This is a genomic window from Actinoallomurus sp. CA-150999 (assembly GCF_050942425.1).
Lineage (GTDB): Bacteria > Actinomycetota > Actinomycetes > Streptosporangiales > Streptosporangiaceae > Actinoallomurus.
In genome coordinates, this window is sequence record NZ_CP192063.1 from 11,290,087 (window position 1) to 11,302,357 (window position 12,271).

16 protein-coding genes are annotated in these 12,271 nt (G+C 69.9%); 6 read left to right on the top strand and 10 right to left on the bottom strand.

What is annotated here, in order from left to right:
• Positions 1-10 precede the first annotated feature (10 nt).
• The 4 genes from ACQP2O_RS52210 to ACQP2O_RS52225 all read right to left on the bottom strand — a co-directional run bounded on the left by ACQP2O_RS52210 (position 11) and on the right by ACQP2O_RS52225 (position 3,676).
• Positions 11-1,216 carry an alpha/beta hydrolase family protein gene (locus ACQP2O_RS52210; protein WP_433177749.1) on the bottom strand — a complete coding sequence of 402 codons (1,206 nt, stop codon included), beginning with the start codon at positions 1,214-1,216 and terminating at the stop codon, positions 11-13.
• Between the two features lie 86 nt (positions 1,217-1,302).
• A complete protein-coding gene (locus tag ACQP2O_RS52215) occupies positions 1,303-2,304 on the bottom strand; it encodes a hypothetical protein (RefSeq protein WP_433177751.1) in 1,002 nt (333 codons plus the stop codon).
• Positions 2,304-3,212 (bottom strand): ABC transporter ATP-binding protein, encoded by a 909-nt coding sequence (locus tag ACQP2O_RS52220; protein ID WP_433177753.1) that lies wholly within the window; start codon positions 3,210-3,212, stop codon positions 2,304-2,306. The genes ACQP2O_RS52215 and ACQP2O_RS52220 overlap by 1 nt, the downstream gene beginning before the upstream one ends.
• On the bottom strand, positions 3,209-3,676 hold the full coding sequence (locus tag ACQP2O_RS52225; protein ID WP_433177755.1) for a GntR family transcriptional regulator: 468 nt from the start codon (positions 3,674-3,676) through the stop codon (positions 3,209-3,211). The genes ACQP2O_RS52220 and ACQP2O_RS52225 overlap by 4 nt, the downstream gene beginning before the upstream one ends.
• 91 nt (positions 3,677-3,767) lie before the next feature.
• On the opposite strand from ACQP2O_RS52225, the gene ACQP2O_RS52230 reads away from it, so the two are divergent.
• From ACQP2O_RS52230 to ACQP2O_RS52245, 4 genes are all read left to right on the top strand, one after another.
• Positions 3,768-4,343 carry a TetR/AcrR family transcriptional regulator gene (locus tag ACQP2O_RS52230; RefSeq protein ID WP_433177757.1) on the top strand — a complete coding sequence of 192 codons (576 nt, stop codon included), beginning with the start codon at positions 3,768-3,770 and terminating at the stop codon, positions 4,341-4,343.
• An 85-nt stretch (positions 4,344-4,428) separates the two neighbouring features.
• Positions 4,429-5,838: an MFS transporter gene (locus ACQP2O_RS52235; protein ID WP_433177759.1), complete on the top strand. Its 1,410-nt coding sequence runs from the start codon at positions 4,429-4,431 to the stop codon at positions 5,836-5,838.
• A 26-nt stretch (positions 5,839-5,864) separates the two neighbouring features.
• Positions 5,865-7,220, top strand: coding sequence for a carotenoid oxygenase family protein (locus tag ACQP2O_RS52240; RefSeq protein ID WP_433177761.1), 1,356 nt, complete (start codon positions 5,865-5,867; stop codon positions 7,218-7,220).
• Between the two features lie 59 nt (positions 7,221-7,279).
• Positions 7,280-7,723, top strand: coding sequence for an SRPBCC family protein (locus ACQP2O_RS52245; RefSeq protein ID WP_433177763.1), 444 nt, complete (start codon positions 7,280-7,282; stop codon positions 7,721-7,723).
• Between the two features lie 8 nt (positions 7,724-7,731).
• Here the strand turns inward: ACQP2O_RS52245 and ACQP2O_RS52250 are convergent, their stop codons facing one another.
• The 6 genes from ACQP2O_RS52250 to ACQP2O_RS52275 form a co-directional block, all read right to left on the bottom strand.
• Positions 7,732-7,938: a hypothetical protein gene (locus tag ACQP2O_RS52250; protein ID WP_433177765.1), complete on the bottom strand. Its 207-nt coding sequence runs from the start codon at positions 7,936-7,938 to the stop codon at positions 7,732-7,734.
• Positions 7,935-8,198 carry a hypothetical protein gene (locus ACQP2O_RS52255; protein WP_433177767.1) on the bottom strand — a complete coding sequence of 88 codons (264 nt, stop codon included), beginning with the start codon at positions 8,196-8,198 and terminating at the stop codon, positions 7,935-7,937. Before ACQP2O_RS52255 ends, ACQP2O_RS52250 begins: the two co-directional genes overlap by 4 nt.
• Complete coding sequence (locus tag ACQP2O_RS52260) at positions 8,195-8,551, bottom strand: hypothetical protein (protein ID WP_433177769.1); 357 nt, start codon at positions 8,549-8,551, stop codon at positions 8,195-8,197. The genes ACQP2O_RS52255 and ACQP2O_RS52260 overlap by 4 nt, the downstream gene beginning before the upstream one ends.
• Before the next feature lie 120 nt (positions 8,552-8,671).
• On the bottom strand, positions 8,672-9,889 hold the full coding sequence (locus ACQP2O_RS52265) for a helix-turn-helix domain-containing protein (RefSeq protein ID WP_433177771.1): 1,218 nt from the start codon (positions 9,887-9,889) through the stop codon (positions 8,672-8,674).
• A gap of 22 nt (positions 9,890-9,911) precedes the next feature.
• The gene (locus ACQP2O_RS52270) at positions 9,912-10,415 is read right to left on the bottom strand and encodes a flavoprotein (RefSeq protein ID WP_433177773.1); all 504 of its coding nucleotides are present in this window, start codon (positions 10,413-10,415) and stop codon (positions 9,912-9,914) included.
• 108 nt (positions 10,416-10,523) lie between these two features.
• Positions 10,524-10,898 (bottom strand): hypothetical protein, encoded by a 375-nt coding sequence (locus tag ACQP2O_RS52275; protein ID WP_433177775.1) that lies wholly within the window; start codon positions 10,896-10,898, stop codon positions 10,524-10,526.
• A 165-nt stretch (positions 10,899-11,063) separates the two neighbouring features.
• On the opposite strand from ACQP2O_RS52275, the gene ACQP2O_RS52280 reads away from it, so the two are divergent.
• Together ACQP2O_RS52280 and ACQP2O_RS52285 are read left to right on the top strand one after the other, a co-directional pair.
• Entirely contained in the window at positions 11,064-11,690 is a 627-nt protein-coding gene (locus tag ACQP2O_RS52280) for a nucleotidyltransferase family protein (RefSeq protein WP_433177776.1), read from the top strand.
• Between the two features lie 149 nt (positions 11,691-11,839).
• Positions 11,840-12,235, top strand: coding sequence for a peptidase inhibitor family I36 protein (locus ACQP2O_RS52285; protein ID WP_360900783.1), 396 nt, complete (start codon positions 11,840-11,842; stop codon positions 12,233-12,235).
• Positions 12,236-12,271 lie beyond the last annotated feature (36 nt).

The window sequence follows — 12,271 nt, forward strand, 5'->3', positions numbered from 1 at the left end:
GTCGGTGGGATCAGGGGCTCTGGAAGGTGACCTCCGGGTCGGCGGGTGAGGGCCCGTCGAGCAGGGGCTGTGGGATGCCTTTGAGGTGCAGGTCGAAGAAGGCGCCGACGTAGGTGCGGGTGACCTCTTCCGCGCGCTGTGGGGAGATCCCGGTGCCGGGCCTGCCCACCCATGCGGACAGGATGGGCAGGTCGGTGAAAGTGCCATGGTCTGAGCCGGCGACGGTCAGCCAGCGTTTCCAGCCGTTCAGGCTGGTCCAGGACTGCTGCCAGGTGGGGTCGATGCCCGGGGCCTCGTGCTCGGCGCCGAACATCAGGAAGGGGCGGTGGCCCAGCCCGGTGGCGGGGATCGGCGCGTAGAAGGTGCCGTCCATGTTCACCCCCGCACGGACCCGGTGGTCGGCGGCCATGGTCGTGGCGGCAGCGTTGCCGCCGATGGAGTGCCCGGCCATGCCGATGCGCCTGGGGTCGATCAGGCGGGCGTAGGGCCACGCCGGGTGGTGGGCGGTCAGCCGGTCGACCACGAAGGAGACGTCCTTCGCCCGGCTCTGGGCGATGGCCGCGGGCCCGCCCGCCGGGGGCTTGTCGCAGATGACGCAGGCCAGAGTTCGTCCGTCGGGGAAGGTCGTGCCGGAGTTCTCGTAGGTGTGGTCGACCAGCGCGACGACGTACCCGCGGCTGGCAAGGTCCTCGGCGAGGCCGGTCAGGGTGGCGCGCGGGAACCCCAGGCCGGGTGAGAGCAGCACCAGCGGGAAGCGGCCGGGTGCCGGGCGTGCGCCGGTGCGCGCGTAGGTGCGGGTGGCACTGAGCAGCTCGGGCGGGACGCCGACGCCCGGAGCCTTCTCCTGCAGGAACAGCCGGGCCTCCTCGGTGGTCATGTACGGGGCGGGGCCGCCGGCGCCGATTCGGGCGGGGTAGTACATCGACACCATCAGCTGCCGCGGGCCCGCCGACGGCACCCAGGGGTCCGGGCGGTGCTCATCGACGAGGTGCAGCGTGGTGCGGCCGACGGCATGCGGGCCGGTCGGGCGGGGCAGTACAGGGGCCTCGGACGCGTGTGCGGCCGTGGCACGAGCGGCGCGTGCGGCCGCGACCTGCCGGGCCGGCGACGCGCCGCACGCCGCGGTCGCCAAGGTGAGACCCAGCAGGGCGGCGACCAGCCGTGGCACACGTGTACGGCCGAGCGGCCGGGACGCATGGGTGATCTCTCGTTTCATCGGGTTCCTCTTCGTAGGAGGGCATGCGTCGTCGGTGGCACCGGAGGACACCGGCGCCACGGGACGTGCGGGATACAGGGGTCGGGTCAGCCGATCCGGCGGCGGATGAGCAAGACGGTGGCGATGCCGAGCAGCAGGATGAGCAGGCCCATCCAGCCGGCCTCGATGAACTGGAACGTCCAGAACCGGCCGGCCGGGTGGTAGCTCGTCACGATGGTGTAGTGCCGGGCCAGCAGCCAGTCCCGGTACGAGACCGAAGAGATTCCGTCGCTCGACGAGGGAAGCTGCGCCAGATACTTCGTGAACAGGATGTGGCTGTTGCCGGTGTCGAGCAGGTGCCCGTTCGGATCCACGTACGCCCTGCCGACCACCCAGTCACGGGGGCCGGTTCGGCCGGCCGTGACGAGTGGTGTCATGTAGTACCGACGAAGCTTGAAAACGAGCGCCAGGACAAGGCCGGACACTCCGAGGAAGACCGCGCCGACCGCGACCAGGGTGCGGCGGGTCAGCAGGCCGGCGAACACCCCGGCCGTGAACGCCAGCAGCGTCTGGACCGGGAAGACGATTCCCTCGAGCTCGAAGCGGAGGTAATCGCCGAACCCGAAGTGCATGACGTGGTCCAAGGGGGCGGTGTACCAGGTGTACAGGGCGCCGTAGGCCTCCGCCACCGCGACCAGCATGACGGCGATCAGGAACAGCTTGGTCAACAGCCAGCGGGTACGCCCGGCCCCCTGGGTCCAGGCGAACCGGTAGGTGCCCGTCTCCAGCTCCCGCGCGATCAGCGGCCCCCCGGTGATCGCGCCGAAGGCCGCGGGAAGCAGCAGGAGGAACAAGAATGGAAGTTGCTGCGGGTACCAGTTGAACAGCTCCATGCGGAGGTGTTCGCAGCGGTCGCCGGCGAAGGAGGCGCACCGGCCCAGCCCGAGTTGGTCGTAGGCGGAGCGGGCCTGCAGGCCGCCGGCCACCATCAGCACGGCGAAGCCGGCCAGCATCCCCAGCAGGATGTAGCAGGCGAACCGGTGCTGGCGCCAGGTCACCCACGCGAGGCCGAACCGGGGCAGTGCGCGGGACGGGGATGTCGTCGTCATCAGCAGGCGATCTGTTTGTCGGGTGCGGGTTTCGGGCCGGGGAGCACCGAGGCCGACGGCTCGCGCATGTAGGCCAGCAACAGTTCCTCCAGGCCGATCGAGTGGTGCTGCCAGCCCGGCGGCGCGGCGGCCGGATCCGGGGCGCGGACCAGCAGGTGAGCCTGTGCGAAGGCGCGCCGGTCCCGTACGACCGGGAAGCGCCCGCTGACGGCGTCGGCATGCTCGGTCGGGCCGGTCAGGACGTGATGCCCGGCCACCAGCTCCTCGACCTCACCGGACACCTGGATCCGCCCGCCGTGCACGACGACCACGTAGTCGCAGACCCGCTCCAGCTCCGCGACGACGTGGGAGGAGAACACCACCGAGACGCCGTCCTCCGACACGGCCGCCAGCACCGCCGACATGAAGTCATGCCGCGCCACCGGATCCAGGGCGGCCAACGGCTCGTCCAGGATCAGCAGCTCCGGGCATTTGGCGAGAGCGAGGGTGAGCGCCACCTGCGACCGCTGGCCGCCCGACAACGCCCCGACCTTCTTCGTCAGCGGAATGCCCAGCTCGGCCAGGCGGCTCTGGGCGCGCCCGGTATCCCATCGCCGGTTCAGGCTGCGCCCCACCCGCAGCATGTCGCTGACCGACAGGTTGCGGTAGAGCGCCGCCTCTTGGGCGACGAAGGCGACCGCGTCCAGCGCGGCGGCCGATCCCGCCGTCCGGCCACCCGCCACCCGCACCTGCCCCGCCGTCGGCGTGGCCAGTCCGACGGCCAGGCTCAGCAGCGTCGTCTTGCCCGCGCCGTTCGGGCCGACCAGCCCGACCACGTGCCCCGCCGGGATCGTCAGCGAACAGTCCCGCAACGCCCACGTGCGCCCGTAGCGCTTGCCGAGCCCGGACGCCTCGATCGCGGCGCTCACGCGACCACCCCGGCGCGTCCGCTGCCGCCTTCCTCGTCGGGCCGGCCTTCCCGGCTCTGCCGCAGCTCGTGCAATGCGGCCGTGAACAGGGCGCTCATACCCGCCTCGTCCAGGCCGGCCTCGCCCGCCGTGCGCATCCAGGCCAGCATGCTCTTCTGTAGCGCCGCCTGTTCGCGCAGGCCCACCCGGTCCAAGGTGCCCTCGACGAACGTGCCGAGTCCCCGCCGTCCGGCCACCAGGCCACGGTGCTCCAGCTCCCGGTAGGCCTTCAACACCGTGTTCGGGTTGATGGCCAACCCCGCGACGACGTCCTTGACCCTCGGCAGCTGGTCCCCCTGCCGCAGGTACCCCAGCCGCAGCGCCTGCTCCACCTGCTGCACCAGCTGGAGATAGGTCGGCACGCCTGAGCCGGGATCGAGCCGGAACTCGATCGGCGACGGCGAGCCATCTTTATCTACATCCATAGTTAATGAATTAAAGGGGATTGGCGGCGGTTGTCAAGATCGGCGTTCCCGGCGGCTTGACGAGAGAAGATGTGAGTGGTTTATTACTCATATGACGACCAAGAGCAGCCGCCGGATCCTGTCGACCGCCGAGGAACGTCGCGCGACGGTCATGCGGACCGCGATCGACGCCTTCGCGGCGCGCGGCTACTACGGGACGACGACCACCGAGGTCGCCAAGCACGCCGGGATCTCCCAGGCCTACGTCTACCGCCTGTTCCCGGACAAGGAGGCGTTGTTCGTCGCGGTCGTCGACCACTGCGCGCAGCGGATCCGCGAGTGCCTGGCCGACGGCGCGGCGCGGACGGGGAGCGGCGACCCGCAGGCGGTGCTGGCCTCGATGGCGGAGGCGTACGCCCGACTGATCGCCGACCGGGGCCTGCTCATGGTGGTGATGCAGGCCAACTGCGCCGCGAGCGAGCCGGCCATCCGCGACGCGGTCCAGGCGCTCTACGCCCGGCAGGTGGAGTACGTCCGGGCCGCCTCCGGCGCGGCGGAAGAGCAGATTCAGGAGTTCTTCGCGCGCGGGTTCCTGTGCAACGCGGTGGTGGCGATGGAGGCGGAGGACATCGACGCACCCTGGGCGCGCACGCTCGCGCTGGGGCTGCGCCACTACCCGGCGGAATGACGTACGGCCCGCGGCCGCTCGCGCCGAGCGGCCTTCTTTTCGACCTAAAGAGTGAGTGATTGACCACTCATAGAAAGGAATCAGCATGGACACCAGCAGCCCGGCGACGACGGGCCCCGCCACCCGGGTCGGCGTCGGTCCCCTCGCCGTCCTGGCCACGGCGCAGTTCCTCGTCGTGCTGAGCACCTCGATCGTCAACGTCGCGCTGCCCGCGATCCGCTCCGGCCTCGGCATGTCGCCCGCCGCCCTGTCCTGGGTGGTCAACGCGTACCTGCTGGCGTTCGGCGCGCTGCTGCTGCCCGGCGGGCGCGCGGCCGACCTGTTCGGCCGGCGCCGGGTCCTGCTCACCGGCCTCAGCGTCTTCGCCCTGGCCACCCTGGCCGCCGGGCTCGTCCCCTCGGCCGCCACGCTGATCGCGGCCCGGGCCGCGCAGGGTGTCGGCGCGGCGCTCCTGGCCCCGGCCGCGCTGTCCCTCCTGCTGGTGATGTACCAGGGCCCGGCCCGGGGAACCGCCCTCGGGGTCTGGGGCGCGGTTTCCGGGGCCGGCGGCGCCGCCGGCGTCCTGCTCAGCGGCGTGCTCACCCAGGTCTCCGGGTGGCCGGCCGTCTTCATCGCCACCCTGCCCGTGGCACTCGCCGTGCTCGCCGCCGTACCACGACTGGTCCCGCCGGACGCCGCGCCCTCCACCCGGACCCGGATCGACCTGCCGGGGACGGCGACCGTCACCGCCGCCCTCGTCGCCCTGACGTACGGGCTGGCGACGGGCGGGCGAACGGGCTGGACCAGTCCCGTCATCGTCGGCGCGCTGACCGCCGGAGTGGTACTCCTCGGGGCCTTCTGGTGGATCGAACGCCGGTCCCCCGACCCGCTGATCCCGCCGCGGATCCTGCGCGCGGTCGGCCGCGCGAACCTCGTGATGGTCCTGCTGGGCGCCGTGTGGGTCGGGCTGTTCTACTACCTCCCCCTCTACCAGCAGCAGGTCCTCGGCTACAGCCCCCTCCTGGCCGGGCTCACCCAGCTGCCCATGGCCGCCGCCATCACGCTCGCCTCCGCGCTGGCCCCGCGGCCGGCCCGGCGGTACGGCCGCAGGGCGACCCTGGTCACCGGCCTCATCCTCCTGACCGCCGGGCTGGCCTGGCTCGCCCTGGCAGGGGCCGGGGCGGGCTTCGTGACCGGGATCCTCGGCCCGTCCGTACTGATCGGCGCCGGGCTCGGAACCGCCTTCGTCGAGCTGACCGCCGCCTCGACCGACGGGGTCACCGGCCGGGACGCCGGACTCGCCGGGGGCCTGGTCAACACCACCCGGCAGATCGGCGGCGCCCTCGGCCTGGCGATCCTCACCGCCGTCGCCACCACCCGTACGGACCAGGTCGCCTCAGCGCCGCACGCCCTCGCCGCCGGACACCGCGCGGCCTTCCTCGGGGCGGCGCTGATCGCGGCGCTGGCCGCCCTCCTCGCTCAGACCACCCTCCACAACGCGTCGGCACAGCGCTGACCGCACCTCACGAAAGGAAAGCCGTCATGTCCACCCCGAAGCCGTACATCAACGGCCACTACGCCCCCGTCGCCGACGAGCACACCGCGACCGCGCTGCGCGTCCGCGGCACCCTGCCGCCGGAGCTCTCCGGCCGCTACTTCCGCAACGGCCACAACCCCAGGCCCGGCGTGACCCCGACCCATTGGTTCCGCGGCAGCGGGATGATCCACGGCCTGCGGCTGCGCGACGGCCGGGCCGAGTGGTACCGCAACCGCTGGGTGCACACCCCGGCGTTCGAGCACGACGCCCCGCTCATGCGGGAGGACGGCTCGATCGACCTCACCGCCAGCGTGGCCGGCACCCACATCATCGAGCACGCCGGCCGACTCCTGGCCCTCCAGGAGGCCAACCTGCCGTTCGAGGTCACCCCCGAACTCGACACCGTCGGGGCGTACGACTTCGGCGGGAAGCTCACCACGGCGATGACCGCCCACCCGAAGGAGGACCCGGTAACCGGCGAACTGCACTTCTTCGCCTACTCGCCGTTCCCGCCGCACCTCATCTACTACGTCGCGTCCGCCGACGGCGAGCTGATCCGCTCCGAGATCGTCGAGGGTGCCGGCCCGTCCCTGATGCACGACTTCGCCATCACCGAGAACCACGTCGTCTGGCTCGACCTGTCCGTCGTGTTCAATCCCGCCGAGCACTCCGGCATCCCGTACCGCTGGAGCGACGCCTACGCCCCGCGGATCGGCGTCATGCCCCGCACCGGTCCCGCCCGTACGACCTGGTACGACGTCGAGCCCGGCGCACTGCTGCACGTCACCAACGCCTCCGAGGACGCCCACGGACGCATCACGGTCGAGGGCCCCCGCTACGACCGCGCGGCCTGGGAGACCAGCTGGAAGTGGTGGATCGGCGCGCCCGGCCACCCCTCCACACCGCTCACCGGCGCGATCGGGACGCGCTGGACGCTCGACCCGGCCACCGGAAAGGCGACGGAGGAGGCCGTCGACGACCTGACCACCGAGTTCCCGACCATCAACGACGAGCGGCTCGGCCGCGCCAACCGGTACGGCTACGCGGTCGCCTTCCCCGGCGCGGGCCTGGACGAGTACGCGCTGGTCAAGTACGACTCCGCGACCGGTGGGCGGCAACTGATGCCCGTCGGCCCCGGCGTGCTCCCCGGCGAGGCGGTGTTCGTCCCGGCCGAGGGCGGCACCGCCGAGGACCACGGCTACCTGCTGACCATCACCAGCGACATCGTCCGCGACACCTCCGAACTCCTCGTCATCGACGCGACCGACCTGAGCCGCGACCCCATCGCGGTCGTCGAACTGCCCCGCCGCGTGCCCGGCGGCATCCACGGCTCCTGGATCCCGGACGCCGACCTCTCCTGACCCGCCGCACGGGCCGCCCTGGCGGCCCGTCCCTCCTTCACCACGGAAAGGCCCATCCCATGGCTGGAATCGACACCACCGCACCCGTCATCTCCCGACACGAGACCCTCGTCGACGCCCCGCTGCGGACGGTCTGGGAACTGCAGACCGGCATCGGCGACTGGCCGACCTGGAACCCCGACATCGAGTCGGTCACCGTCGACGGCCCTCTCGAGGCCGGGCTGACGTTCGACTGGCGGACCCACGGCCTCGACATCCACTCGACCGTCCAAGAGGTCGACGCCCCGCACCGCATCGTCTGGGGCGGCCCGTCCGGCGGCATCACGGGCGTACACGTCTGGACCTTCACCGAGCGACCCGACGGCGTCCTCGTGCACACCGAGGAGTCCTGGGACGGCGAGCCGATACGCGCGAACGTAGACGCGATGCAGGCCGCCCTCGACGCGTCGCTGGTCGCCTGGCTCGGTCACCTGCGCACCGCCGCCACGGGCTCGACGCGGTAACGATCTACTTACCGGGAGGAGACGAATTCGTGGAACTCCTCCCCGCTCATCCGGTCGAACCGGGCGAGCGCGGCGTCGATGAACAGCAGTTGGTCCGTGTCGCGGGTGGCGACGTAGCAGGGCTCGTCCCGACGCTTCCACAGCGGAACGCCCCGTACGTCATCGGCGACACGGACCCAGCCCGGCGGTGGCTCGCCTGCTGGAACAGTGCTCATGCCCATTGCCTTCCGGGTCCGGCGGTCGCCTCGATCTCGCGCATGTCGTCCAGCAGATCGTTCGGCGTACGCGCGTCGATGAGTACGGGGTCGCGGGTGAAGCAGGCGATCGCAGTGAACGTTCGCCGCCACGGTGACCAGAAGACCAGCCACCCGGGGCAGTGGTTCTGTACGGCCTGGGCGACGGCGACCGGTGAAGCGTCGGGGACGATATCGCGCGTCGCGGCCGCGGCATGGGGTGAGTCGTACGTCACGGTCATCGCGGCGTCCCCGTCGGCTCGTCGATCCGGATGACCTTGGCGATGAGACGCGCGGTCTCGGCGATGTCCTCGGCGGGGCCGATCGGCTCGATCTCCGGCGGTGGCATCGAGTCGCCTCGCCTGGCGGGTCGCAGGCCGGGCCAGACCCAGCACCAGACCCACCGTCCGGCGTCCTCGTGCAGGCGGACCTCCTGAGCCAGGCCGTTGCCGACCGTGGCGTGCGTCGTGTCGGCGTCGGGATTGCGGACGATGAGAGCGGGCGGAGTCACGGTCACCGCGAAACCGCAGACTCGGAGTGCGGCTGCCAGGCGTTCGAGATGATCTCGCGCGGCGGGCGGTAGGTGTGCGTTCATGGATCGGTCCTCCGTTACGCGCTGTACCGACTTCACTCTGAAGCGTCAGCGACGTTAGGACGGAGAACAGCGGGCGACCCGCAACGTCGTGAAGGCAAAAAGGCCGCACCAGAGTGCGGGTCAGATGACCCCGGCCCGGCGCGCGAGACCGCGCAGATCAGGGGTGCTGGCACGATGCTCGCGTCGCACCAGTTCGGTGAGGAGTTCATTCGTACGCTGGTCGTAGCGCACGAGCTCCGGGGACACCCGCTCTGCCCGTAGCAACGTATTGACCGCCGCAGCGTCCTTACGTTGCTGCGCGTACGCCCGCGCCAGATCGAGAAGAACCTGCGTTCGACGTCCGTGAAGGCCAGCCCCAAGCCGATCGGCGTCGAGCGCTTCGCCTCGTCGCATCGCGAGCTTGGCGTCGCCGAAGGCCACTGCGATCGACACTTCGTGAATGACCACATTGGTCGGCCCGAACGCCGACCAGAAGTCGTTGCGATCCGCCCCGACCTGCCCTGCCACCTCTCGCGCCATCGCCAAGTGCCGATCGGCACCGGCCCGGTCGAAGCGCGCGGCCGCAGCGGTGGTCGCGGCGAGATAGAGACCGCCGCGCACGGACAATGCCGGTGGTCTGCCACGGCGCGTCGTAGCAGCAAGCGCGTCGGCGGTGCGCATCAGAAGGTCTTCGGCGTTGGCCGCCTGTTTGAGGCGGATCAGGACGTAGCCGAGCCGGTAGGCGCTGACCGCGCCGAGGAGCGGACGCTCGGCGGCTTCGGCGGCGGCAATCGATCGATCAGCCGCCATCCAGGCGAGTTCGGCGTCTCCTACGCGGCTGAGCGTCATCGTCACCGAGTGGTAAATGAGGGCCCGTAGGGTGTCGGCCGTCCGGCGTTCGGCGCGAGCGCAGGAGAATCGTGCCTGTTCGACGACATCGATGAGTCCGGGTAGCAGCCGCCCGACTTCGTCGTAGCGGGCCGCTTGATAGAGGTTGTTCACCCGGCGCATCTCATGGTCCGACCAGCGCAGATTCGGGGGACGATCTCTATTCGCACGGGCATTGATGACGCCGGGCAGGGCGCCATATCGCGCCATGGCCTCGCGGATGCCCGCCACCGGCTCGTACTTCACCGTCTCCGCACCCACCTCTTGCGCTGTTAGCTGGCCGATCTCCACACCGAGCACCTCGGCGAGCCGGATGAGTACCGAATGGCTGTCGATCGCACGAAGGCCGCGCTCCACCTGACTCAGCCAGCTCTCCGAGCGGCCGACCAGCTCGGCCAGGACGGCCTGGCTTAAGCCACGCCGTCTTCTCGCGTGTGCGACGCGGCAGCCGATCTCAGCACGAGCGTCCAACGCTATGCCTTTCGCCTGGGGGTCAGCTGTCCAGCAGGGCGTGAAGCTCTGCGAGGATCTGTTCCCAGGCTGGCATGCGGGCATGCGGCGGCGCGTCCGGATCGAACAGCACACGCACTCCCATCGAGCGCAGCGCATCCAGATTCGCCTTGAAGGCGACATGCCGGGCAAGGGCGTCTTTCAGCAGCGGAGCAGCGACGATCGGGACATCGAATCCCATCAGCTCGCACAGCAACCCGACGGCGAAGGTGTCGGCGATTCCGCTCGCCCACTTGTTGATGGTGTTGAACGTCGCTGGGGCCACGATCACCGCGTCGGCGGTGGGTACTTCGTTCGGCTCACCCGGCATCCGGAACTCACTCCGCACCGGCTCGCCGGTCAGCGCGGTGAGCCGGTCGACGTCGACGAACCGCCGTCCCATCGGCGAGGTGATCACGCACACCCGCCAACCCGCTTCTTGGGCGAGCCGAACCAGCGTCTCGACGTCGGCGGCGGCCGGAGCGGCGCAGACGATGACGTACAGCACCCGCTGTCCATGACCACCTGCCACGCCGCCGACCTTAGCGACCGAGGCGATGTCCGGTCGATCCGTACGGTCGGATCGCAGTGCGTCGGCACGACGGCGTGAACGGGGTCATCGCGGCGTCACGGTCGGGTCGTCGATCCGGATGACCTTGGCGATGAGACGAGCGGTCTCGGCGATGTCCTCGGCCGGGCCGATCGGCTCGATCTCCGGTGGTGGGATCGGGTCGTCGCGTCTGGCGGGTCGCAGGCCGGGCCAGACCCAGCACCAGACCAGCCGTCCGGCGTCCCCGCGCAGGCGGACCTCCTGGACCAGGCCGTTGCCGACCGTGGTGGGCGTCGCGTCGGCGCCGGGATTGCGGACCATGAGAGCGGGCGGAGTCACGGTCACGGTGAAACCGCAGGCGCGGAGTTCGGCTGCCAGACGTTCGAAATGGTCTCGTGCAGCGGGCGGTAGGTGGTTCTCGGACTCAGGAAGTGTGTTCATGGATCGGTCCTCCATTACCGGCTGCCGACCAGAAGTCGTTGCAGTGCCCCCGATATGTCCCGGTCAAATGGTGATCTTAGGTTCTCGCCATCGCGGACCTTGATAGTTGAGCAACAATTGAGCTTTCATCCGGCGGCGGCTTCACAAGGCGTGTAGGCATGGATGATGATCGGTCACCTCCCGCTGGACGAGCAGCTAGCCGCCTTGAAGTCCGTCCTCTCCCGAAACGAGATGCTGCTGGAGGTGTTGAGCGGGACGGCGTCCCTGGCATTGCCCGGCTGGTATGTGACGGCGGGGTGCTTGTTCCAGACCGTGTGGAACGTGGTCACGGACAGGCCCCCCACCAGCGGAATCAAGGACTACGACGTCTTCTACTTCGATGACGGCGACCTGTCGTGGGAGGCGGAGGACGCAGTGATCACAGCAGGCAAGGAGGTCTTCGCCGACCTGCCCGTCGAGGTCGAGATCCGCAACGAGGCCCGCGTCCATCTTTGGTACGAGCAGAAGTTCGGCGTCGCATGCCCTCCGCACAGGTCCACGGAGTCGGCCATCGACTGCTTCGCGGCGACCACCTGCTGCCTGGGTGTGCGCTTGGAAACGGGGGGCCGGTGGCGCGTCTACGCACCGCACGGGCTCTCCGACGTGTTCAACCTCGTCGTGCGCCCCAATCCGGTGCTCGCCCCGCGGGAGGTCTACGAGACCAAGTCGGACCGCTGGCGGCAGCAGTGGCCGGAGCTGACCGTACTGGACTGGCCATCTGCGCCCAGCCCATCAAGGAAGTCCTCATCCTGATACGCGGAGGCCGTTGCTTTGTCGCCGGGACCTGCGGCCTAACCCGGGGTTCCGAAATGGGGGCTGACGGCTCTGGCGGTGGTGGGCGGTGCACTCAGATGATCTCGAGCAGCCTCACCGCGATTCTGCCCCGAACGAAAGGAACGCGCATGAAACGCGCGCTTGCTCTCACCGTCAGCGCCTTGTCGCTCACCACCGCTGGTCTGATCGTGCCGGCCACAGCGGCTCAGGCGAAAGGTCGCGACTACTGGGTGTGCATGCAGGGGTACTTCTGCCTGGGCGATTACAAGGCCATGAGCCTCCATGGAGCGACCTGGTCCACCGGCCACCTGGGGAAGGGCTGCATAAAAAGCCTCCCCAAGAAAATCGACAACAAGGCAAGCTCGATGGATAACGGCTCCCGCTGGAAGGTGCGGCTCTACGACAAGAAGAACTGCGCCGGCGCATACGGCTACGAGGCGAAGCCGTACAGCAAGGACAAGGACCTGCAGTACAACAAGTTCGGCGTGAACATGAACGACAGGGTGTCGTCCATCAAGTCGTAACACCGGTGGGGTGAGGCGGCGCGGCCGCCTCACCCC

Excerpts from the sequence above, each read along its gene's own strand:
- ACQP2O_RS52210 (WP_433177749.1), bottom strand. The coding sequence starts at position 1,216 with ATGAAACGAGAGATCACCCATGCGTCCCGGCCGCTCGGCCGTACACGT.
- ACQP2O_RS52215 (WP_433177751.1), bottom strand. The coding sequence starts at position 2,304 with ATGACGACGACATCCCCGTCCCGCGCACTGCCCCGGTTCGGCCTCGCG.
- ACQP2O_RS52225 (WP_433177755.1), bottom strand. The coding sequence starts at position 3,676 with ATGGATGTAGATAAAGATGGCTCGCCGTCGCCGATCGAGTTCCGGCTC.
- ACQP2O_RS52230 (WP_433177757.1), top strand. The coding sequence starts at position 3,768 with ATGACGACCAAGAGCAGCCGCCGGATCCTGTCGACCGCCGAGGAACGT.
- ACQP2O_RS52235 (WP_433177759.1), top strand. The coding sequence starts at position 4,429 with ATGGACACCAGCAGCCCGGCGACGACGGGCCCCGCCACCCGGGTCGGC.
- ACQP2O_RS52240 (WP_433177761.1), top strand. The coding sequence starts at position 5,865 with ATGTCCACCCCGAAGCCGTACATCAACGGCCACTACGCCCCCGTCGCC.
- ACQP2O_RS52245 (WP_433177763.1), top strand. The coding sequence starts at position 7,280 with ATGGCTGGAATCGACACCACCGCACCCGTCATCTCCCGACACGAGACC.
- ACQP2O_RS52250 (WP_433177765.1), bottom strand. The coding sequence starts at position 7,938 with ATGAGCACTGTTCCAGCAGGCGAGCCACCGCCGGGCTGGGTCCGTGTC.
- ACQP2O_RS52255 (WP_433177767.1), bottom strand. The coding sequence starts at position 8,198 with ATGACCGTGACGTACGACTCACCCCATGCCGCGGCCGCGACGCGCGAT.
- ACQP2O_RS52260 (WP_433177769.1), bottom strand. The coding sequence starts at position 8,551 with ATGAACGCACACCTACCGCCCGCCGCGCGAGATCATCTCGAACGCCTG.
- ACQP2O_RS52275 (WP_433177775.1), bottom strand. The coding sequence starts at position 10,898 with ATGAACACACTTCCTGAGTCCGAGAACCACCTACCGCCCGCTGCACGA.
- ACQP2O_RS52280 (WP_433177776.1), top strand. The coding sequence starts at position 11,064 with ATGATCGGTCACCTCCCGCTGGACGAGCAGCTAGCCGCCTTGAAGTCC.
- ACQP2O_RS52285 (WP_360900783.1), top strand. The coding sequence starts at position 11,840 with ATGAAACGCGCGCTTGCTCTCACCGTCAGCGCCTTGTCGCTCACCACC.